Below are 22609 nucleotides of genomic sequence, written 5' to 3'. Positions count from 1 at the left end.
TCACTTGACCTCGCTTTCTGAAATTGCCCGCCATACTTTTTCAGGCGTCAGCGGCATGTCAATATCTTTAATCCCATAAGACTCTAGTGCATCTATGACTGCATTCATAATCGCTGGTGTAGAGGCAGTTGTTCCTGTTTCACCGATTCCCTTTGCACCTAAAGGGTTTACAGGCGATAAGGTTTCAGTAAATGCCGTTTCAATTTTAGGGAAGAACCGAGCCTTTGGCAGCGTGTAATCCATAAAAGTACCCGTTAAAAGCTGTCCCTCTTCACTATAAACCGCCCCTTCCCAAAGAGCCTGACCAATTCCTTGGGCGATGCCGCCATGGACCTGCCCCTCAGCAGTCATTGGGTTAATAACACGGCCTACATCATCTACAGCGATATATCGTTTGATTTCAATTTGCCCTGTTTCTCTATCAACCTCTACGACAGCGATATGTGTACCAAATGGATAGACAAAGTTTTCCGGATCAAAAAAGGCTTGTGCTTCAAGTGACGGTTCTAGGCCATCTGGCAAATTCCATGCCATATTAGCTGATTTTGCAATTTCCTGAAATGTCCGTTTATAGCTCGGTGTGCCTTTTACTGAAAAAACACCTTTCTCAAATACTAATTCATCTACACTTACTTCTAGCTCATGTGCAGCAATGATTTTTGCTTTTGCTATGATACGGTCTGTTGCAATAGCAACAGCTGTTCCTCCAACAGCAACTGAACGTGAACCATAGGTTCCCCATCCCATCGAAATTGCCTTTGTATCACCAAAAACGAGTTCAATATCCTCCATAGGGATACCTAGCTTTTCTGCAACAACCTGACCGAATGTGGTCGCGTGTCCTTGCCCATGAGGGGATGTACCAGAATAGACTGTTACCTTTCCCGATGGATGGACTCTAACAGTTGAATTTTCCCATACTCCTCCTTGAAATCCAATTGCACCTGCTACCTTTGATGGACCAAATCCGCATAACTCTACATAAGTTGAGAAGCCTATGCCAATTAACTTGCCTTGTTTTTGCAGCTCCTTTTGTGTTTCGCGGAATTTTTTATAGTCAATCATTTCGAGTGCCTTCGTTAACGGCTTTTCATAGTCCCCGCTGTCATAGACCAAACCTTGTGCATTCGTATATGGAAACTCTTCTTTCTGGACAAAGTTTTTCCTTCTAATCTCAAGCGGGTCCATTCCAATTTTTTTTGTAAACAAATCAATCGCCCGTTCAATTTGATAAGTTGCTTCCGGCTTTCCTGCCCCGCGATACGCATCTGTCGGAGTAGTATTTGTATAAACTCCGAATGTCTCACATGATGCATACGGAATTTTGTAAGAACCAGTAACCATTAAACCAAAATCAATTGTTGAAACGCCCGGTCCCATTGTTGATAAATACGCACCAACATTATGTGTATTTTTCACTCGAATCGCACTTAAAGTTCCATCTTTTTTTCCGTATAGCTCGACATCAATCACCTCATCACGTCCATAGTTGGAAGCAATAAAGTGTTCATTTCGCTCTTCAATCCATTTCACTGGACGGCCAAGATCACGAGCTGCATAGCCAACAAGCGCTTCATCGGGATAAACGCCTATCTTCCCTCCAAAGCCACCGCCCATATCTGGTGCAATCACACGCAGCTTCGCTTCTGAAATGGTAAGAACTTCCGATAGTACCATTCGATGGATATGGGGATTTTGAGATGTACACCATAACGTTAATTCTCCGCTTCCTGGATTATACTGTCCAATTGCTGCACGTGTTTCGATCGGGCTTGGGGCTACCCGCTGAATATAAAAGCTTTGTTTGACAGCAACCTCAGCATTTTCACAAACCTCTTCTGGTATTTCTCCTGCTTTCCAGTGAAAAGCAATGTTCTTCTCAATATCATCATGAACTAGTGGTGCATGATCCTGCATTGCTGCCTTTTGTCCTACTGCTGGAGAAAGCGGTTCGTATTCGACATCAATTAAGTACAATGCATCTCTTACTGCATAGCGCCCTTCTGCAATAACAAGTGCAACTCCATCTCCGACATATCGGACACGGTCAATTGCGAGCGGGTATTGTGGCGCTTCCTTCAGGTTACACCCTGGGACGAGCCAGGATGATGGAACACGGCCGATTTTTCCCTCTAAATCTTTTCCAGTGTAAATTGCAACTACTCCAGGGGCTTTTAATGCATCCTCTATATGAATGTTTTTAATCATCGCATGCGCATGGGGGCTCCGCAAAATGGCTGCATGCAGCATGCCAGGCAGTTGAATATCATCTGAAAACTGACCATTGCCGGTTATTAGCTTTGGATCCTCTTTTCTCTTCAGCCGAGCACCTACAACCTTAGTCATCATCAATGCTCCTCTCCAACCAACTGTTTTTCTGATTCCTTCATTAGCTGTGCAGCATGCTTGACAGCTTCAACAATAAATTGGTACCCAGTACATCGGCAAATAACGCCTTCAAGCCCTTCGCGGATTTCTTCATCACTTGGATTTGGATTTTGTTTTAACAGACCGATCGCTGCGATCATCACACCAGGAGTACAATAACCGCATTGCAGCCCATGCTTCTCCCAAAAGCTCTGCTGAATCGGATGCAAACGATCTACTTGTCCGATTCCTTCAACCGTTGTTATTTCCGTACCATCCGCTTGCACGGCAAGAAGGGTACATGATTTTACCACTTCGCCGTCAACCAAAACGGAGCATGCGCCACATTGACTTGTATCACATCCGATATGTGTACCAGTCAATCCAAGTTCATCCCGAATATAGTGGACAAGAAGGGTTCTCGGCTCAACTTCTGCACATCGTTCTTCTCCATTGATGGTTACATTAACACTTACATTTTTAATCGCCAATTCCTACACCTCCCATTTAATAGTTGCTAGACTAGCTGTTTCGCTTCTTTATCAATATCTTTAAAAAATTGACCAATAACTACCTTTGCCACTCCGCTCATGACCCGTTGACCTACAGAGGCTAAAATCCCTGTTAGCTTGACCTCAGCTTGACAAAGCAGGAGGGTTCCTTCCTCTGTTTCTGTTAAGATCATTTCAGCATCTGCATCAATTTCTCCAGGCTTTCCCTTCCCTGTAACTAGCAGTCTATAAAATTCTGGTTCCTTTTTATCAAGCTGCCGTACATCTCCAGTAAATACACCTTTCACTGGTCCAATGCTTATTCCAAGCTCTGACTCAAATACATTATCTTCTACTTCAACAAACGACTTACAGCCTGGCAATGACCTTTTCAACACCTCCTTATCCTGAATCGTTTGCCATAATACTTCTCTTGGGATACTCTTAAATGTATAGGAATGCTCAATTTTCAAAACTCTCGCTCCTTTTATAACAGGCTTAAATGATTCGATTTATTGGAACAATTTCAACCCCGCATTTTGTTAATGCTTCTACGATCTTTTTTGCCAAGATTGGGGCTCCTGGGGTATCTCCATGAATACAAACGGTTTCTGCTTTAATAGAAGCATCTTTTTGATCAAAGGTTATCACCTTTTGTTCTTTGACCATTCGTACGACCCGCTCAGCCATAGCATCATAATCATCAATTTGTGTTCCTTTTCTGGTTAGAACGATTGATCCGCTTTCTGTATGCTCACGGTCCGCATATACTTCCTTAGCAACTGGTACACCCATTCTGATCGCTTCTTCCATAACTTCAGACTGATTTAGTGCAAAAATAATCATGTTCGGGTCCATTCTATGGAGTGTTTCAAGTATGGCACGAGCAAGCTCTTTATCCTCTGCTGCTTTCATAAACAATGCTCCATGCGGCTTACAATGCTGAATACGTACTTCTGCCGCTGAGCAAAACTCCCTAAGTGCACCTATTTGGTATAAGAGATAGTCTTTAATTTCTGATGGGGTACACGTCATAAAGCGCCGTCCAAATCCTAATAAATCAGGGAATCCAGGATGTGCCCCAATACCAACATTGTAGTTCTTTGCTAGCTCAACTGTTTTCCTCATGACATGAGGGTCTCCGCCATGAAAACCGCATGCGATATTTGCAGACGAGATATACTTCATCATTTCTTCGTCATTTCCTAATTCATAAAGTCCAAAGCTTTCCCCCATATCACAGTTCAAATCTACCTTATACATTTTCCTCACCTTTCAAGTAATTGCCCTTTATTTTCCGAGAGAAATTCAGTCGTATAGCTTCCAGCGATAAACTGCTTATTTTCCATAATTTTTTGCAGGAGCGGCAAGTTTGTTTTAACTCCTTGTATATCCATCTGTTCAAGCACATTTTGCATCTTTGAAATGGCATGATCTCGAGAGAGACCATGAACGATTATTTTTCCAAGCATCGGATCATAAAAAGGCGTCACCGTACTGCCGTTTTCAAATCCGAAATCGAATCTTCCTTCATTTTCTGGTAACACCATGTTTGTAATAACCCCTGGACTCGGGAAAAAGGTAATTGGATCTTCTGCATAAAGCCTGCATTCTATGGCAAAGCCTGTTTTTTTGATTTCTTCCTGAGTGAGGGTTAATGATTCTTTTGCAGCAATCTTAAGCTGCCATTCGACTAAGTCTATTCCGGTTATCTCTTCGGTTACTGGGTGCTCTACCTGTAAGCGAGTATTCATTTCTAAGAAGTAGAAATTTTTATTTTCATCAAAGATAAATTCCATTGTTCCTACATTTGTATAATTGATTTGCTTGACACCACGAACCGCAGCTTCCAACAGCTCTTTTCTCAGGTCATCATCAAGGAAAGGGGAAGGACTTTCTTCTATTACTTTTTGATTTCGACGCTGGATCGAGCATTCTCTTTCAAACAAATGCAGAATATTCCCGTAATTATCCGCTGCAATTTGTACCTCAATATGACGTGGCTTGGATATAAATTTTTCTAAAAAGACAGTGCCATCATTAAAAAATGAGCTGGCTTTCTGCTTTGTTGCATCAAATGCCTTTGTTAATTCGTCCTCATTATGAACCAGCTGCATCCCAATGCCGCCGCCACCCGCACTGGCCTTTAGCATGAGCGGGTAGCCAAGTTGGTTTGCAAGCCGAATAGCTTCCTCAAGTGAATCTATGCTTTCATCAGAACCTGGCACAACTTTAACGCCTGCCTTATTCATTTGTTTTCTAGCCGCAAGCTTGCTCCCCATCAATCGGATCGTTTCTGCAGAAGGACCGATAAAGACAATATCTTCTTCTTCACATCGCTCTACAAATACTGGATTTTCAGATAAGAAGCCATACCCTGGATGAATTGCATCAGCATTTATTTCTTTTGCTACTTGGATTACCTTTTCAATATTAAGATAGCTTTTTTTAGCCTGAGCTGGTCCGATGCATACAGCTTCTGTTGCCTCACTTACATGAGGAGACTCTGCATCTGCCTCAGAATAGACAGCTACCGTATCGATGCCGAGCTTTTTACAAGTACGTATAATTCTTCTAGCGATTTCTCCGCGATTTGCAATTAGCACTTTTCGAAAATAGCCCACCTTTTTTTATCCTCCTCTTCACAAGGTCTTTGATATCAGTCAAGTGAACTTCGCCTATGTCTCCTATAACAAAGCCCTTATTCCCAGATTATTGTTCAATGATGACAGCTATTTCCTGCCCTGCATCAAGAAGGGCCTCATCTTCAACAAAGAATTGAGCAAGAATGCCTTCTGTTTCAGCTTTAATTTCATAAAAGTTTTTCATAACCTCTACAAGCGCAATCACATCTCCCGCTTTAACAGCTGCTCCCTCCTTGACATAAACATCTTTGTCAGGAGCTGGTTTTCGGTAAAATACCCCAGGGATTGGTGTTAACACTGTTTTTTGTTCAGCCATTTTTTATTCCTCCTACATTTTCTAAAACTTGCTGCTTCATTTGATTGATTTTAACCTGATACTTTTTTCGAATTTCAAGCGCTTCATGAATATCAACAGCAATAAAACGAACCTTTTCATTCGTTTTAATCTGTGCCATTTTGTTAAGATCTGTACTAATGATGGTGCAAATGGTCGCATAGCCTCCACCAGTCACCGCATCGTTTAATAAAGCAATCGGCTCAACACCATCTGGTACTTGGATAGACCCAATCGGGTAGCCTAAATCCACTACATTTGATGGGTTGCTCCCTGCACCAAATGGCTGGCTGCGCTCCACAAACTTTAAACGCTCCCCTTTAAATCGGTAGCCAACCCGATTCGCTTCCGGTGTAACCGTCCAATCGATTGAGTAAAATCTCTCCTTGCTTTCTTCAGTCAGGCGATAACTGCATAATCCTTGAATAACACGGATTTCATTGGATTTGGAGAATGTCGGAATGAGATCCTCGCTTATTCGTGTGCCAATAGCCGTTTCAAATTCATTGTCATTGCCAATTTTCAGTTCATCACCAGCTTGAAGAGCACGTCCTTCATAGCCACCTATGCCACATAATGTATAGGTTGACCGTGACTCCATAATTAGCGGTACATCTATCCCTCCAGCAACAGCTAAATAGACACGCGCGCCTTGTTTGATGAAATCAAATGAAAGTACATCTCCTGCATTTACTGCTAATGCCTCCCACATAGAAACAGGCTGGTTATTTATTTTAGGCGGCATCTCCCCTCCAGTAATGGCAACGGTTACATTCTGCTGGAATTCTAACACTGGCCCCATGTAAGTAATTTCAAGTACAGCTGCATGCTCTTTATTTCCTACTAGCAAATTGCCTGCAAGAAAAGAATATTTATCCATCGCACCTGACGGCGGCATTCCCACTTCATAATGGCCTATTCTTCCGTAATCTTGAACAGTTGTTTGCAGGCCAGGCTGAATGACTTTAATCATGCATACAACCTCCTTAACACTGAATCTGAAAATGATTTTGGGTTTTCAAGGACATCTTGAGGTTTAAAGGTAATTTCTTTTGTTAAATAACGGAAATTGCCATTTTCAACTTCTTTGCGAATTCTCTCGTATTCATCCATCGTAATGCTCCGATATCTAAAGACATCCCCTTGTCTCGGGAAGGTCATAGAATCTTTAAAGTCATGCAATCGCTGTTCCTTTTCAAAAATCGGTGCTGCAGCAGTTCCGAATAATTGGTAGCCCCCTGCCCCTTGCACTGGATAAATTACTGCAAACGCTCCTCCAAACCCAAAGGCTCTTTCTGGAGTATACGTGCGGGGGCGGACATATTTTGGTGCTTCAATTTGCTGCTCATTTGGAACCATTTGATAGCACCATGGAAGACCAGGAACAAAACCAATCATGGAAACAAGATATGGGCTTTCAGTAATTGCCTGAATCAGGCCTGTTTTTGATTCAAATCCATTCGTCCGAGCAACATATTCGAGGTCTGTTGCATTCGGATCCTGATGACGGTCTCTAAAGCGCATTAGCGCCTCATGCGTCCAAGGGTCTTCGAATAATATCGGTACATCTACTGCTCGAGCAGTTATTTCAAAGTTTTCTAATGATACATCCTGTTCAAGCTCTTTCAATTTTGAAATTAATTTGTCCGGATGAATGATATCAGGATTGAAACGGATCATATAAGAGGCATTCGAAGGACAAATATCCAATATTCCCTGCAGTTTTTCTTCTCTCAATGTTTTTGTAATCGCCATTGCTTGAAAGTTAGTCTCCAGGCTCATTGCTTCAGACAGTTCTACAAAAATAAACTCATCACCGCCATATTCATAACGGGTCAATGGACTCACCTCACAATTCGTATTTAAACTATTACTCTTGCAACATTTGTGCCAAGTTAATATTTATTGATTTTTCTGATTAATTTATAGAATTTTTTTGCTAAAGTGGTTAATGCGTTCAATATTGAAATATCATCTTTCAATATTGCAAGATTGTTGTGGCAGTTAAAAAGATAGAAAAAGGGACTGCAAAATCTTTCATAAAGATTTTACAGTCCCTCATTATTATTAATTTTTATTAAAGACAACGAGCTTCAACTCTGTCATTTCTTCTATTGCATACTTTATGCCTTCCCTGCCAACTCCACTTTCTTTTACTCCTCCATATGGCATATGGTCTACGCGGAAGGTAGGAATATCATTTATTAAAACTCCGCCAACATGAAGCAGCTCAGCAGCAGCTAATGCAGTATGGATGTTTTCAGTATAAATCCCAGCCTGAAGTCCGTAGCTTGAATCATTCACTTGTTCAATCGCCTCTTCAACCGTTTTCACTTTATTAATCAAGACAATCGGTGCAAAAACCTCCTGGCAGGAAACTTTCATTGTCGGTTCTGCTTCGACAATCACCGTAGGCAATAAAACATTTCCTTCAGCTTCTCCTCCAATAACAATCTTCGCCCCTTGCTCCCTTGCTTCTTCGATCCATTCAAGCGTGCGACTAACATCTTTTGGGGTAATTAATGCAGAAACATCTGTTTTCGGATCAAGAGGATCACCAATCTTGAGCTCCTTTGTTGCAGCTACAAATTTATCAACAAAGGCATCATATTGCTGCTCATGCACATAGACGCGCTGCAAAGAAATGCAAACTTGACCTTGAAAGCCAAATGCTCCTGCCACACAGCGCGAAATAATTTTATCCAAATTCGTTTCTTTATCAACAATCACTGCCGCATTCGATCCTAGCTCTAAGGTGACACGCTTTAAACCTGCTTTATTCCGGATGCCAATTCCTACCGCTGGACTGCCAGTAAACGAGATCTTTTGGACGCGATCATCTTTGACAAGCTTATCTCCAATAAGAGAGCCGCTACCCGTAATGACATTTAATGCTCCTGCCGGCAGCCCTGCCTCTTGGAAAATTTCCGCGATAAACAGAGCTGATAATGGCGTTTGTCCTGCAGGCTTGAGGATGACAGAATTACCAGAAGCTATAGCAGGCCCTACTTTATGAGCAACTAAATTCATTGGAAAATTAAAGGGGGTAATCGCCCCAATCACGCCGATTGGCTCGCGTACTGTATAGGCGATTCTCCCTTCTCCACCTGGCGCTGCATCTAATGGAATTGTTTCCCCATGAATCCGTTTTGCCTCCTCTGCAGCAAATTTATATGTCTGTATGGTTCGTGCAACCTCCGCCCGTGAGGCTGAAATTGGCTTTGCGGCCTCCATGGCAATTATCTCTGCGGCTTCTTCTGCCCGCTCTTGTAATAGAAAAGCTACCTTTTCTAAAATTGAGGCACGCTGATGACTAGGCATAACTGCCATTGTTTTCCTTGCATGGTAAGCAGCTTGGAGCCCTTTCTCTACCTCTTCTATCGTTGCTGTCGGAATCTCTGCTATTACCTTTTCACTATAAGGAGAACGAAGAGAAGCATATTGGCTGCCTTCCACCCACTCTCCATTAATGAATAAATTCCTTTTCAATATTGGTCCTCTCCTTTATAAAAAACTATTACAATTATAAGCTTCAATTATTTTAAAACCTCTGCTTCAACTTCTGCAATCGCATCATTAAGAATATCAACCATTTTGCTCATTTCCTCCTTAGTAATAATTAAAGGAGGCGCAAAGACGACTGTATCCTGATCATCAAAAACAACAGATCGGCAAATAAGTCCTCGTTTAGCTGCTTCTGTTACAACTAAAGGTGCAACAGGATTTTGGAACTTTTCATTTGTCTTTCGATTCTTAACTAGTTCTAATCCGCCCATCAGACCTAGACCTTTAACTTTTCCAATGATTTTCCGTTCTCCTTCTATCCATTGAAAGCCTTTAAGCATCTCTGCTCCCATTTTTTCAGCGTTTGCAATTAGCCCCTCATGCTCAATTAATTCTATATTCTTTAAAGCGACTGCACAAGCCATAGGGTGTCCGCTATACGTATACCCATGCAATAGAGTTCCTGTCGAAAGCTCCAACAAATCTTGATGTATCTTTTCAGAAAGCATCACACCGCCTAATTGCGCATATCCGCTTGTTATTCCTTTTGCAAAGCACATCATATCAGGAGAAACGTCATAATGTTCAATCCCAAAGTACTTTCCTGTCCGACCAAAACCTGTTATCACTTCATCCGTAATAAATAAAATGCCATACTCATCACAAATGCTTCTAACTTCTTTAAAATAGCCATCAGGGGCAACATGAAGACCTCCTGCTCCTTGTACAGGCTCTGCAATAAAGGCGGCAATTGTTTCTGGTCCTTCTCCTTCAATAACACACCGTAAATCATCCGTTGAAAAATGATCAGCATAGCAGAAATCTGGATCAAAGGAGTTTGTAAACTCACGAAACGGCTTCAATCCTGTTGCATTTGTTGAACCCATGGCAACGCCATGATAGGACTTCGTTCGAGAAATAATTTTCTTCCGATTCGGCTGACCTTTTAAAATCCAATAATGCCGTGCTAATTTATATGCCGTATCGTTTGCCTCTGAACCGCCAGAGGTAAAAAACGTGGCATTTAAATTTCCTGGAGCAATTTCTGCAAGCTTTGCAGCTAATCGAATCGCCGGCTCATTGCTAAACGTCGCAAAACACGAAGAGAATGCAAGCTTTGACATCTGTTCCATTGCCACTTTTCCTAATTCCTCTCTTCCGTGACCAACATTCACATTCCATAAAGAGGACATCCCATCAATAACCGTATTACCAACGATATCTGTAAGCAAGACACCTTTTCCTTCAGTAAAAATGAAAGATGGTCCTTGATCCTGCTGTTGTTTAATCGGAGATGTCGGGTGAAGAAAGTATTTTTTATCTAACTCCATTAATTCTTGTACGCTATGTTCAACTTTTGTCATAATTGATTCCTCCTGAAATAATAGTTTTATACTTATATAGGTTTTAGATGCAATTTTTATGCCATTTTTCCATAATTCTTCTAATGAGCTGATGATGTTTGATGTTCTATCAGAAAATATAGACAAGTCAATTTAAATAGATTTTCGAATCGTACAATATTTTCATTTTTGGAATTCCACAGAAATGAAAAAAGACCGAACACGCTGTATGCGTGTTCGGTCTCAAACTTCTCTATTCAAATAATGGACTGACTGCCTTTTGGTTATGAATCCGATCAATCGCCTCTACAAGTAAAGGAGCAACAGATAAAACAGTAATTTTGTCAATTTGTTTTTCTTTAGGTACATTAATCGTATTCGTTATTACTAATTCTTCAATGGATGAAGACTGAATACGATCGATAGCTGGACCTGATAGTACTGCATGTGTACAGCAAGCATAGACCGCTTTTGCTCCATTTTCGATCAATGCATTTGCTCCAGTCGTAATGGTGCCTGCAGTATCAATTAAATCATCGACAATAATGGCATTTTTCCCTTCAATATTTCCAATAATATGCATAATTTCAGTTTCATCATGTTCCGGACGACGGCGATCAATTAAGGCAAGAGGCACATTTAATATATTTGCCACCTTTCTCGCCCGAACCACTCCCCCATTATGCGGAGCCACAATTACTAGATCCTCTATGGATTTTTTCTTAAAATAATCCGCAAGAATAGGAATCCCGGTTAAATGATCAACGGGTATGTCGAAAAATCCTTGTGCTTGTGGTGAATGGAAATCTATCGTTAAAATTCTTGATGCTCCAGCCGTCTCCAAAAGGTTGGCAACGAGCCTTGCCGTGATCGGTTCTCTAGATCGTGCTTTTCGATCCTGGCGGGCATAGCTGAAATAAGGCATGACAACATTAATCATCTTCGCAGATGCCCTTTTTAAGGCATCAATCATAATAAGGAGCTCCATGATATATTCATTTGTAGGCTCTGAAGCAGATTGAACCAAAAAAACTTCACTTCCTCGCACACTTTCCTCAATATGAATTTGAAGCTCTCCATCACTAAACTGCGTACTTGAACATTTCCCAAGTTCACTGCCTAATATCTTTGCGATCTCTTCAGCAAGATCTCGATTCGAATTAAGTGCAAACATTTTGAAATTCTCTTTAAGTATGTATGACACCATTTTTCCTCCAAGCATAATTACAATAATTTTATTTCCTTATTCTATTTTACATGAAATGGACTCCTCAAGATACTATATAAGGCTTTTCCATCTATCGCAAATGTGCATCATCATAAATTCTTAAAAAATTATTATTTAATTCATCTTCATTAATGATTATCCTGCGCATTAAATCTTGCGTACGCAGGACAAATTCCTTTACTCCAATGAATTCAGATTCCGCTACAACATAAAATACTGTTCCTTTCTCGTAGCTTTTAAATTCTTTTGTCAGCCGATATCTTTTCATTCTGAATCCCCTGTTGAATATTAAAATTTTATTTCTTAGCCTGCGATGCAGGAATAGAAATAATAAAAGTCGTTCCTTTCCCTTTCTCACTCACAACTTTAATTTTTCCATTAAGTTTGCTAATCGTACTATAAACCATCAGCATACCGAGACCAGTTCCTTCTTTCTTCATAGAATAGTATGGTCTTCCTAATTGGGCAATTTCTTCATGAGACATGCCAGTTCCAGTATCACTTATTTCGATGATAACAGTCTTCTTCCCTTCACTCACATCGATTGTGAGCGTACCACCTTTTTCTTTCATGGACTCAATAGCATTTTTATACATGTTTACAAAACATTGTTGAATTTGATTTTTATCATATCTCAGTTTTAATTTGTTTTGAAAACTAACTTGAATCCGAACATTATGCATATTTGCATAGGGGATCATAATATTCTTTACATATTCGGTCTCCTCCTCAAAATTGGAATAAATCATATTTTCAGATTGAGGTCCAGAGTATGTTAGAAAGTCGCTTACAATGCTTTCAGCCCGGTTTAATTCAAGTAAAGAAAACTCAACATACTTTCTTTCCGCTTTCGTAATGGTCTCTGATTGATGCAATAACTGCAGAAACCCACTTGTTACCGTAAGCGGATTTCTAATTTCATGTGCAACACTCGCAGCTAAATTACCCATCATTTCAATTCTTTCCGATTGAAAGATATGTTCACGTGCCTCACGATTAGCATGTATTGTCTCTATTAAAAATGTGATAATCCCCATTACTAATGCATAAGTAAATAATGTATATATGGCCATCGACCAATATTCCCTGTCAAGCTCAGGCAAAAAAGCTGTAAGAGTAAGAAGATAGAAAATCATTGTCAAATTGGCAGCTATGACTGCCCAAATCATTCGTTTCTTTGGTTCTTGATTGATAAACCATTTATGCATTAATGGAGCTATTGCAAAAATAATCGTCGAGAAAATAAAAGATTGAAAGAATCCTTCTTCAGAAATAAAAAACCTGCAGACATTTAAAGCAATATAAAGTAAAAACGTATTGTTGTATCCTGTATAAAGAGCAAAAATCAGAAACGGGATATATCGTAAATCTACTATATAGCCAATTTCTAATTGAATGGGAAACTTCATACAAAGAACCATAGAAATCATAGATAAAAGTACAATGCTTAATTTATTATAGATAAATGATCTATTTTCAAAAAATATTAGAAAAATCAATACCGGTAAAAGCAGAAAAAAGAAATTGATAAGTAAAGATTCTAACAAGTAGAGGCTCCTTTCAAAACTGATGCAAATAGAAACAATATCATGACTATTATTATACTATCTCATCTAAAACAAACAATCATCAATCAGTGTCTTATTTGCCAGCTTGTCTACCCATACAGATGGAATCTGTTCAAATCCATACATGATGCCTGCAATGCCTCCAGCAATCGCAGCTACGGTGTCTGTATCTTCACCAAGATTCACCGCTTTCAATACACAATCCTTATAATTGTCAGTAGTACACGCACTCCAAAGGGCTGCTTCTAATGTATCTATAACATAGCCTGATGACTTGATGTCTAGTTCGGATAGCTGTACTAGCTTTCCCATTCTTTCAAATGGCTCTTTCCAAGACCCATTTGAAAGAATGGATTGAATTGATTCTCCCTGTATTAATTGTTTTGCGATATTAACATATATCACACATGCCTCTTTTGATAGGCAATGAGCATGTGTAATGCTGGATACTTCCCTAATGTCATCCTCATTACATGGAATAAAAGCTAGAGGTAATATACGCATGAGCGAGCCATTTCCATTTGAAAAGATGTCGGTTAAACCACAATTCACTGGGGCTGTCCCAAGAAGATATTGTTCAAGTGCTGCAGCAGTTGTATTTCCTATATCGAATCGTACGTTATGAGCAGTGTATTTGGACTTTGTATACCACTGTTCGAATTTTCCCATCATATCATATAAATGAATAGCTGCATTGTGTTCCTTAAGGGAATCACAAGTTGCCAAAAGCATCGAGGTATCATCCGACCATGTCCCCTCCACCTGATTCCAAGTTCCATCCCCAACCATATCCGTACATTTAAAGGATTCTCTTCGTTGAAATTCAAAAGGCACCCCTAATGCATCGCCTACTGCAAATCCATAAACAGCGTCTTTTAATATTCTCACCTAAGCACCACCTTTAATTCCCTTCAAATACTTTGCCTATAAGCTGTACTGCTTTTTCAAAACGTTCTTGATATGTTCCGCCAACACTAACATAATCAATCCCATTTTCCTTTAATAAATCCTTCAATCGGTCATTATTTTCCTCTCGCACCTTTTGATCCCCATGTACTCTTAATCCATCATCGACCCATTTGACATCAGGTTCTAGATATATGCATAGATCATACTTTTGAATTTGAGCGATCTCATCTAGGACAATTTGATGTTTTTGATTGTATAGCTCAGAGTAAAACTGTGTAACCACTGCCTCGGTGTCGATGAAGACAATTTTATTAGCATTCCTAATCGCTTCATATTCTTTCAGTTTATGACCGTACGCTATCATCGGGTAATCTTCCTCTAAAATAATTCCATCGCACCCACCTAATTCCTCACAATAATCTCTGCCATATTCTTTGACAAAAGTCGTGTTATAAATAAGTGCTAGATTTCTAGTTAATGTGGATTTTCCGCAGCTTTCCGTTCCTAAAATAACAACCTTTTTAATAAAATATGGTTTAGCCACCTCAGGAATGTAATCCCAATATTCAAACACTCCTTTTTCCCGTATTTTTGTTGCTGAAATGGGGAACAGCTCTCTATTTTCATCAATTAATATGTGTTTTGCTTCAGGATACAGTTCCTTAAAAATAGGAGCGTATTCGACCTCAGAACTGAAAACAACATTGATTTCTTTCCCGATCGCTTCCCGAATTTTCACGGATCCTTCCTTCCAATTATAATCATCATTGCCTTCCTGGTCTTTTACTCCCACAACCTTTACATTGTCCATCTCCTTTGTCAATTGAGAGAGCCAGCGCAGCCTAATCTGACCTGGGATATAGGGTAGCTTTCCACCTTTACATAATTCCAGATCCCTCTTATCACTATGCGAAAGCACAACATATAATTTATCTACCATTGTAGAGGCTTTTATAATTGAATATACATGACCTTGGTGCAAGGGCAAAAACTTTCCGCCAAAAAATCCAACTCTTTTCATTTACTTTCCTTCTCCCTTCTGTTTCTTATAAACTTTAGTCCAGTTGTAATACCCATATATGCTATTTATTAGAAAGGCTGACCACATCACAAGCATGGATACATCGTTGCCACCTTGTAAAATCAATGCCTTCATCCAGAGTACAATTGATAAAACGTTTACTGCGATCCAGAATAACCATTGCTGCGTGTATCGTCTTAACATGAGAATTTGAGCGATAACAGATAAGGTTGTGGTAGCAGAATCAATCCAGACCACATTCCCTCCTAGTTTTTTCAAAAGAAGCCCATATAGAATAAAAATTGCCAGAAAAGACACAATCGTTCCGATCCATCCCTTTTTCGTTAATACCTTGATTTGAATATCTTCCCCTTTTATCTTGCGGTCTGCTGTATGACGCTTCCATAAATAAATTCCGACAAATTGGAGCGGGAAATAAAACAGGGCATTGAGCATCACCTCACCATAAAGTCCATACCCGTATGCGATGTAGGCATAGGTTCCAGTTTGAATGATGCCAAAATAGTAGTTGCTCACTTTTCCTTTTGCAACTAATACAACACAGAGCATCCCAGAAATGGATGTAATTAAACCAAGAATGGTATCGTCCCAGGCAAAAAATAAGTAAACATTTATTAGCGTAAAGGATAGAAGCCATATCCTTTCAAAAATAGTCCAATCTTTCATGATCTTCATTATTATCACTCCTATTAGAAAATCAATTAACAATTTGTTAATTGTAACCCTTAAAAAAAATTAATATTTAGCATTATAAATGGAAACATATGGCTCATAATCATTAAATCGATACAGCTGCGCTTTATTTTTCGACCAACGATTGGTCTTTTGCGGCTCTCCATCCTTCACAACTTTTTCAATAAATGGTAAAGAATGAGCTTTCCTGAAAAATTGAGCATCAAGCTTGAGCCAAGGCTCATCCAAAACGGTTAATAAGACTCCTTGTAATTCTGAAAGAACAAATTGTTTTGGCAAAAAACTTTTGGCAAGAGTTGTTAAGGACATATCCTTTCTAATGAACCATAAAGCTTCCTCAATAATTTGCCTATGATCGAAAGCCAAGTCCAGCTGAAACACTTCGTCCATAGAGAAAAGCTCTACCTCAGCGGCATCATCTGATGCTCTTCTATTAACAAGCTTATTTTCAGGAACAATCGCATAATGGGCATTTGAGATAATCCATCCCCGCTTATCACGGCCAAATTGATCATACACTCCAAAATGCTTAATTCTTAAACCAGTAATTCCTGTCTCCTCGCCTAATTCTCTTACCGCTGCATCATAAGCGGTTTCGTCCGGTTGTATAAAACCACCCGGCAATGCCCATTTTCCTCCTTCTATATTGGAGTCGCCTTCTTTTGTCTTCTCTGTCCTTTTAATAAGCATAATTTTTAATGTTTTTTCAGGTGGCTTATAAGCACCGACTTCAGTTGAAATAATTGTGAATACGGCTATATCACTCGTATATCCATCAGGCGTTCGATAGTTGCTAACATTATAATTTAAAATAGTATCGCTCATCAGCTTCTCACCTTTTGTTTTTTAATTAACAATATGTTAATTGTTATTTACATATTATCACAGTAATTAAAAACTGTCTCTAGCTAAAATTACCTAATTTTAACCATTTCTAATAAAAATTATCCTAAAAGAAAGAACACCTATAGATTTCTTTAAATATGGGCATACACATGCTATAATAAAAAACTTAGGATAATTACGACTTTAACTCATAATTGAACGGAGCCAAAACAGCCTCCGCCTAGTAATAATATTTGGAGGGGTATTAAATGAATAAACGATGGACAATCGATAAAATTAAAGAATTTGTTGAGAAGAATTCGGATAGCAAATTATTGACAGCCGAATATCACGGTTTTTCTCAAAAGTTACTATTTGAATGTGCTTGTGGCAGCAATTTTGAAAAAACATTTACAAAATTTAAAAATAACCATCAACGAAAATGTGATGTTTGCCAACCGCCAAAAACATCAAGATAAATAAAGTGCCAATTTCTATTGAATAGAAATTGGCACTTTATTTATCGAAGTAATATGATGGATCAATCGCTTTGTCGAAATAATTTAATAGTTTCACTAAAAAGTATTATCGATACCAATCTGCTTGTTCCATATTTACAAAAGGGATATCCGTTTCCACCATGCCTTCTAATCGCTTAAAAGGAAGATCCTCTTTATTCAACCATTTAGAAAAATCGATTTTTGTTGGTTCTTGATCTCCACCTAGCGCAATCCATGCCTGCAACTCTTGTGGAAGATAAGCGGAGGTATGAATCGTACCTGCCCAGCTTCCATAAAGTTTGGAGAATATCCCTTTATCAGTATCGTTTAATAACCGGAATGCATCATGACCACTTAACCCATCTCCTTGGTGATCTTCGATTACTTGCATTCTTTTTTTCGAATCATCTAAGACATGACGATTCTCTTCCGTCATGAGCTTAAAATGATTCGTACAAGCGTATCCCTGCCTAACCTCTACTCTTCTAGGCGAAGTCTCAACAATATATGGCAACTTGCCTGTTGAATCGAATAAAACGTAACTGAAGGAACCTCGATGTGAAATCTCTTTCAACAAATCAACAGCCTCTTCGGTATTCGAGCACAATTCAAGTATAATCCTGCCAATCATGTGACAAATAAAGCCATCGCCTGGGCGTTTCCGATTCATAAATGTATAGCCCATAGTTAAGCCTTTTTCATTCATCCCATCACATCTTCCCGTAATTTTCTGACTTAAGCCGATTGTCGCATATCCACTATCCATAGGTTGGAAAACTACACAACGTCCGTCATACGTTTTCGGATGATAATCATAATTACGAATCATGTAATGGTCACCCACAAAAATGGAACACCCAGATGGATTGATATTAACTCTGTACCCGCCAAATTCCTGTAATACCCTTTCCATTGGCCATTCCAAAGCATCGCGCAATCCTAGTAATTCTTCCCAAATCATCGGTGCCAGCCTCTGGAAAACCAGTTTAGTTTCATTAAGGTCAATTTTAAAGAGCGGTTTTCTTACCTTCCACTGTCGCTCCCTATTCTTGATTAATATCGAATCTTTAAGCTCTTCTCCTTGTAAAAAGCCAAAATCGTAATGTGTGCCACGAAATTGAATGACATCTGCAAAAACCTTTTTCATCATAAAATCCTCCACTTTCTACGGTGCCTTTGCAATAAAAACATGAAATTTTTTACCTCTCTACTTCGTACCCATTAATAAAATACTCGATTACTTCAAGCTCATCTTCATTTAAATCTCTCTTAACAATCGCCTGATAAGCTTTCACAATCTCTTCATTTTTTCCAGCAAATCGCTCAGTTAAGCGAGCGACTCTCCTTAACAAATTCGCTTCTTGCTGATATTCTTCCTGAGATACTGGCTTCCAATGCGAAAGAATATAGATTTCCGCATCAAATTGGTCAATATTGTCTAAAAGCTGCAGAGTCCTTTTCACAGTGTGATTTCTTTTGCTTGAATAAAGGTTAGCATATATGGCATCCCCTAAAAATAATATCTTCTCTTCCTTTACATAAACAATGACAGAATCTTGAGCATGATCGCCGCCAACATGCTGAAGTTGACAAGTGACACCTCCAAGGTCAATCTCCATCTTCGTTTCGAAAGTTATTTCTGGAAGAGTAATTGTAATATTCCTTTCCCTTCCATATTCTTTTTTAATGGCATTTGCACAAAATTCTATTTCCACACCAGCTTTTACTCGTTCATCCAATGCAGCATCATTCCATTCGAACGGGACTTGCTTTTCAAGCTCCTTTTTTGTTCGACTAGAAGCAATTGAAATCATGTCTAATCCGGATAATCCAAAAGTATGGTCCCAATGCCAATGTGTAAGCACTACTATACTTGGCTGAAGAATATTATTCTTTTCTAATTCTCTAAGAAAATATTTCGCATGCTCTTCCGAATTGCCAGCGTCGATCATTAAAGAGCGTTTATCCCCTATAACCACTCCTAAAATAGGTCGATCCGTCTCTGACACAGGTGTCTGATACCAAAATCGTTTACTGATTTTTACTAATGTTTGCATATAGATTCCTCCTGTTCTCTTTTACTTGGTTCTGTCGAAATAAAACCATTTTCCATATTAGAATACTAAACTACCAGCCACCTGTAAGTCTTTGAATTTCCATAAAAAAATTAAAAACAACCAAGTTTTTCTTGGCTGCCTTTTTATTGTATCATTTTGTATTTTTATTACGCGCGTTATCATTGGGTGAATCACCAGTTCCATTCTTACTCTTGCTATTAGGTGTCCCAAAAATTTGATTATCTTTAGTCACTTTAGCTCCCTGTAAAAAATTATCCTTTGTTTTCATTTTTTTCATCTCCTGATATATGTTTGATTCTTCATTGCCTTTATATTATCTGAAGGGGAAAAAAGAAATATACAATATTTTTCAGTTCCTGTTGTTTGCTTTTTCAAGTACATTAAGTATAATAAAAATATAGAACAATCATATAATTAAAAAGACCGCTAGTGCTGGTTACACTAAAACGGTCTGTGCAATAGCTAGGTCCCAAAAGGGGATCAGCAGGATTAAAAAAGTAATCCATCTCTCTTGCTGGGCGAGCTCAAGGGTGGATTACTTTTTCTGTGTTAAAGCGATAATCGATACAATCAAACTTGCAAACGCAATCATAATCATAATTGCCTGAAAGATCGACATAGGCAGCACCCCCTTTCATTAGGGAATGCTAACCACCCTTGAGCTTCCTATACTATTGCTATTAAAATTATAACACAACAAGAACACTTGTTCTATAATTTATTTTATTTGTCTAAAAAATGGATATATTTTCTTATATATCCTTTATGAAAGACTATGTTTTTCCTATAAAAAAGAATATCAATTTTTTTCTTCTCCTTCAGCTTCCCATCTAGCAACCTCTTTCCGAACTAGAGGCGCCACTTCTTTACCTAACAACTCAATTGCTTTTATGACTTCGGCATGTGGCATCGTTCCAACTGGTACGTGCAGCATAAAACGAGTAATCCCTACATTTTTTCGCAGGTAAATGATCTTTTCAGCTACTGTTTGCGGATCACCAACGTATAGGGCACCTTCTAAACTGCGGGCATCATCAAAACTAGAACGAGTATACGGTCCCCATCCACGCTCTCTCCCTAATTTGTTCATTACATACTGAGTGGAAGGGAAAAATTTATCTGCTGCAGTTTCCTTATCCTCAGCAATAAACCCGTGTGAATGGGAAGCTACAGTTAGCTTAGATAGATCATGTCCAGCATGTGCAGCCGCTCTTTTATATAGCTTTACAAGTGCACCAAACTGGAGAGGACGGCCGCCAATTATTGCAAGTACAAGCGGAAGACCTAATATTCCAGCACGAACGACAGATTCTGAATTTCCGCCGCTACCAATCCATACTGGAAGAGGGCCCTGTACCGGGCGTGGATACACACCAAGATTCTGAATGGCTGGCCGATGTCCGCCTTTCCAAGTTACCTTTTCAGAAGCCACAATTTTCAGCAATAATTCAAGCTTCTCTTCAAACAATTCGTCATAGTCATTTAAATCATAACCAAACAATGGAAATGATTCGATAAAGGACCCCCTTCCTGCCATGATTTCCGCACGGCCATTTGAGATGGCATCAACGGTTGCAAAATCCTGAAATACTCGCACTGGATCAGCCGAAGAGAGAACAGTAACCGCACTCGTAAGTCTAATCTTCTCTGTTCGAGACGCAGCTGCAGCTAGAATGACAGCCGGTGAAGATGCGGCATAATCAACGCGGTGATGTTCACCTACTCCAAATACATCCAAGCCAACCTTATCTGCTAGAACAATCTCTTCCACGACCTCACGAATACGCTGAGCGTGACTAATGACCTCACCTGTTTTAATATCTGGTGTTGTTTCTACAAATGTGCTTATACCAATTTCCATTTTTAAGACCTCCTACTTAAACTATGTATTTTTTGTACTTAGGGTTAGCATACTTAACAGATTAGTCTAGTATAATTTATACGTACATATTGTACTTCTTTAATAGTGTTGTTTTAACTTATTTTTAGCAAGAAAAAAACACTAAAACAACATTTACCCAGAATTTATATTAGAAAGGAGCCATACTATGAACTTTAATATGAAAGAAGCAATTGAGGTTTTGGAAAGAACACCACAAACCTTGTCGTATTTATTAACAGGCTTATCAGAAGGTTGGCTGAAATGCAATGAAGGGGAAGGTTCGTGGAATACTGATGAAGTCGTAGAACACCTCATTGAAGGTGAGAAAAATAATTGGATACAAAGAGTTGAATTAATCCTTTCTGAAGGTGAAAATCAAACATTTCCCCCTTATGATCGTTTCGCTCATTTAAATAAAGAGATCCAAGTTTCATTAGCACAAAAACTGCAGGAGTTTCATTCTTTAAGAGCGCAAAATATTTCGAAACTAAAAAGTATGGTTGACCCTGAGAAGCATCTTGAAATGCCAGGTACCCACCCTGCATTTGGTTCAGTGAAGTTAAGAGAAGTGATTTCCACGTGGGTTGCTCATGATTTAACCCATATCGCACAAATCGTACGAGTCATGGCAAAAAGGTACACAACAGATGTTGGTCCTTGGATAGAATATTTAAGTATATTGAAAAAATAGAGCAAAGATAAAAAAGATCCATCTTCTTGGTTAGAGTCTGATCTTATTTTGCGGTATCGAGGTCTATTAGATGATTTTTTAGGGTTTCATGAATCAGATATAACTTCCGATTTTCGGCTTGCTCTGGTTTTCGGTCATCATGAACCCTTCATGGCTACCATTTTTCGGCTTGCTTCGTTTTCGGGATCCATGAGCGCCTCATGGCTGCCATTTTTTCGGTTTCCTTCTTTTTTGGGGGTCCATGAACACCTCATGGCTACCATTTTTCGATTTGCCTCGTTTTTCGGGATTCATGAGCGCCACATGGCTACCATTTTTCAGTTTGCTTTGTTTTTCGGGGTCCATGCGCGCTTCATGGCTACCATTTTTTCGGTTTCTTTCGTTTTTGGGGGTCCATGAACACCTCATGGCTACCATTTTTCGGCTTGCTTCATTTTTCGGGATCCATGAGCGCCTCATGGCTACCATTTTTCGATTTGCTTCGTTTTTTGGGGTCCATGAACTCCTCA

The 22609-nt window shown here is 39.2% G+C and carries 25 protein-coding genes; 2 read left to right on the top strand and 23 right to left on the bottom strand.

From position 1 onward, the window contains the following. The 17 genes from C1726_RS22455 to C1726_RS22375 form a co-directional block, all read right to left on the bottom strand. Positions 1-2346: a xanthine dehydrogenase family protein molybdopterin-binding subunit gene (locus C1726_RS22455; RefSeq protein ID WP_102275186.1), complete on the bottom strand. Its 2346-nt coding sequence runs from the start codon at positions 2344-2346 to the stop codon at positions 1-3. A gap of 2 nt (positions 2347-2348) precedes the next feature. Next, on the bottom strand, positions 2349-2858 hold the full coding sequence (locus tag C1726_RS22450; RefSeq protein ID WP_322091010.1) for a (2Fe-2S)-binding protein: 510 nt from the start codon (positions 2856-2858) through the stop codon (positions 2349-2351). A 26-nt stretch (positions 2859-2884) separates the two neighbouring features. Beyond that, positions 2885-3331 (bottom strand): CoxG family protein, encoded by a 447-nt coding sequence (locus C1726_RS22445; RefSeq protein ID WP_102275185.1) that lies wholly within the window; start codon positions 3329-3331, stop codon positions 2885-2887. Between the two features lie 25 nt (positions 3332-3356). Further along, positions 3357-4121 (bottom strand): LamB/YcsF family protein, encoded by a 765-nt coding sequence (locus C1726_RS22440; RefSeq protein WP_102275184.1) that lies wholly within the window; start codon positions 4119-4121, stop codon positions 3357-3359. Between the two features lie 5 nt (positions 4122-4126). Further along, entirely contained in the window at positions 4127-5482 is a 1356-nt protein-coding gene (locus C1726_RS22435; RefSeq protein WP_102275183.1) for an acetyl-CoA carboxylase biotin carboxylase subunit, read from the bottom strand. A gap of 88 nt (positions 5483-5570) precedes the next feature. Then, positions 5571-5819 carry an acetyl-CoA carboxylase gene (locus C1726_RS22430; protein ID WP_102275182.1) on the bottom strand — a complete coding sequence of 83 codons (249 nt, stop codon included), beginning with the start codon at positions 5817-5819 and terminating at the stop codon, positions 5571-5573. Beyond that, positions 5812-6810, bottom strand: a complete 999-nt coding sequence (locus tag C1726_RS22425; RefSeq protein ID WP_102275181.1) for a 5-oxoprolinase subunit C family protein — start codon at positions 6808-6810, stop codon at positions 5812-5814. Before C1726_RS22425 ends, C1726_RS22430 begins: the two co-directional genes overlap by 8 nt. Then, complete coding sequence (locus tag C1726_RS22420) at positions 6807-7685, bottom strand: 5-oxoprolinase subunit B family protein (protein ID WP_180968273.1); 879 nt, start codon at positions 7683-7685, stop codon at positions 6807-6809. Before C1726_RS22420 ends, C1726_RS22425 begins: the two co-directional genes overlap by 4 nt. Before the next feature lie 219 nt (positions 7686-7904). Then, entirely contained in the window at positions 7905-9329 is a 1425-nt protein-coding gene (locus C1726_RS22415) for an aldehyde dehydrogenase family protein (RefSeq protein WP_102275179.1), read from the bottom strand. Between the two features lie 44 nt (positions 9330-9373). Continuing rightward, a complete protein-coding gene (locus C1726_RS22410; protein WP_102275178.1) occupies positions 9374-10705 on the bottom strand; it encodes an aminotransferase family protein in 1332 nt (443 codons plus the stop codon). A 232-nt stretch (positions 10706-10937) separates the two neighbouring features. After that, positions 10938-11891: a ribose-phosphate diphosphokinase gene (locus tag C1726_RS22405; protein WP_407642060.1), complete on the bottom strand. Its 954-nt coding sequence runs from the start codon at positions 11889-11891 to the stop codon at positions 10938-10940. A gap of 91 nt (positions 11892-11982) precedes the next feature. Then, the gene (locus C1726_RS22400; protein ID WP_102275177.1) at positions 11983-12180 is read right to left on the bottom strand and encodes a hypothetical protein; all 198 of its coding nucleotides are present in this window, start codon (positions 12178-12180) and stop codon (positions 11983-11985) included. Positions 12181-12208: 28 nt separating this feature from the next. Continuing rightward, entirely contained in the window at positions 12209-13459 is a 1251-nt protein-coding gene (locus C1726_RS22395; RefSeq protein ID WP_102275176.1) for an ATP-binding protein, read from the bottom strand. A 66-nt stretch (positions 13460-13525) separates the two neighbouring features. Next, positions 13526-14368, bottom strand: coding sequence for an ADP-ribosylglycohydrolase family protein (locus C1726_RS22390; protein ID WP_102275175.1), 843 nt, complete (start codon positions 14366-14368; stop codon positions 13526-13528). Between the two features lie 13 nt (positions 14369-14381). Then, positions 14382-15410, bottom strand: coding sequence for a multifunctional transcriptional regulator/nicotinamide-nucleotide adenylyltransferase/ribosylnicotinamide kinase NadR (gene nadR, locus C1726_RS22385; protein ID WP_102275174.1), 1029 nt, complete (start codon positions 15408-15410; stop codon positions 14382-14384). Continuing rightward, positions 15411-16106 carry a nicotinamide riboside transporter PnuC gene (gene pnuC, locus C1726_RS22380; protein WP_102275173.1) on the bottom strand — a complete coding sequence of 232 codons (696 nt, stop codon included), beginning with the start codon at positions 16104-16106 and terminating at the stop codon, positions 15411-15413. It abuts the gene before it with no gap. Between the two features lie 60 nt (positions 16107-16166). Continuing rightward, on the bottom strand, positions 16167-16949 hold the full coding sequence (locus tag C1726_RS22375; RefSeq protein ID WP_102275172.1) for an NUDIX domain-containing protein: 783 nt from the start codon (positions 16947-16949) through the stop codon (positions 16167-16169). A 269-nt stretch (positions 16950-17218) separates the two neighbouring features. Between C1726_RS22375 and C1726_RS22370 the strand changes: the two genes are divergently transcribed. After that, entirely contained in the window at positions 17219-17428 is a 210-nt protein-coding gene (locus tag C1726_RS22370) for a hypothetical protein (RefSeq protein ID WP_102275171.1), read from the top strand. Positions 17429-17534: 106 nt separating this feature from the next. On the opposite strand, the gene C1726_RS22365 is transcribed toward C1726_RS22370, so the two are convergent. From C1726_RS22365 to C1726_RS22355, 5 genes are all read right to left on the bottom strand, one after another. Next, the gene (locus C1726_RS22365) at positions 17535-18596 is read right to left on the bottom strand and encodes a C45 family autoproteolytic acyltransferase/hydolase (RefSeq protein WP_102275170.1); all 1062 of its coding nucleotides are present in this window, start codon (positions 18594-18596) and stop codon (positions 17535-17537) included. Positions 18597-18648: 52 nt separating this feature from the next. Further along, positions 18649-19506 (bottom strand): MBL fold metallo-hydrolase, encoded by an 858-nt coding sequence (locus C1726_RS22360; RefSeq protein WP_102275169.1) that lies wholly within the window; start codon positions 19504-19506, stop codon positions 18649-18651. 151 nt (positions 19507-19657) lie between these two features. Then, positions 19658-19795, bottom strand: coding sequence for a hypothetical protein (locus C1726_RS26355; RefSeq protein ID WP_180968272.1), 138 nt, complete (start codon positions 19793-19795; stop codon positions 19658-19660). A gap of 267 nt (positions 19796-20062) precedes the next feature. Continuing rightward, complete coding sequence (locus tag C1726_RS27000) at positions 20063-20146, bottom strand: putative holin-like toxin (RefSeq protein WP_407642080.1); 84 nt, start codon at positions 20144-20146, stop codon at positions 20063-20065. A 180-nt stretch (positions 20147-20326) separates the two neighbouring features. Next, entirely contained in the window at positions 20327-21388 is a 1062-nt protein-coding gene (locus C1726_RS22355) for an LLM class flavin-dependent oxidoreductase (protein WP_102275168.1), read from the bottom strand. A gap of 187 nt (positions 21389-21575) precedes the next feature. On the opposite strand from C1726_RS22355, the gene C1726_RS22350 reads away from it, so the two are divergent. Then, a complete protein-coding gene (locus tag C1726_RS22350) occupies positions 21576-22100 on the top strand; it encodes a DinB family protein (RefSeq protein ID WP_102275167.1) in 525 nt (174 codons plus the stop codon). Positions 22101-22298: 198 nt separating this feature from the next. Here the strand turns inward: C1726_RS22350 and C1726_RS26465 are convergent. After that, positions 22299-22609: hypothetical protein (locus tag C1726_RS26465; RefSeq protein ID WP_216629079.1), on the bottom strand; the 311-nt coding region annotated here is incomplete at its 5' end.

It is taken from the genome of Cytobacillus massiliigabonensis, assembly GCF_900199725.1.
GTDB lineage: Bacteria > Bacillota > Bacilli > Bacillales > Cytobacillaceae > Cytobacillus > Cytobacillus massiliigabonensis.
The sequence above is the reverse complement of the archived record's forward strand: the minus strand, read 5'-3'. Positions and strand labels throughout refer to the sequence as shown.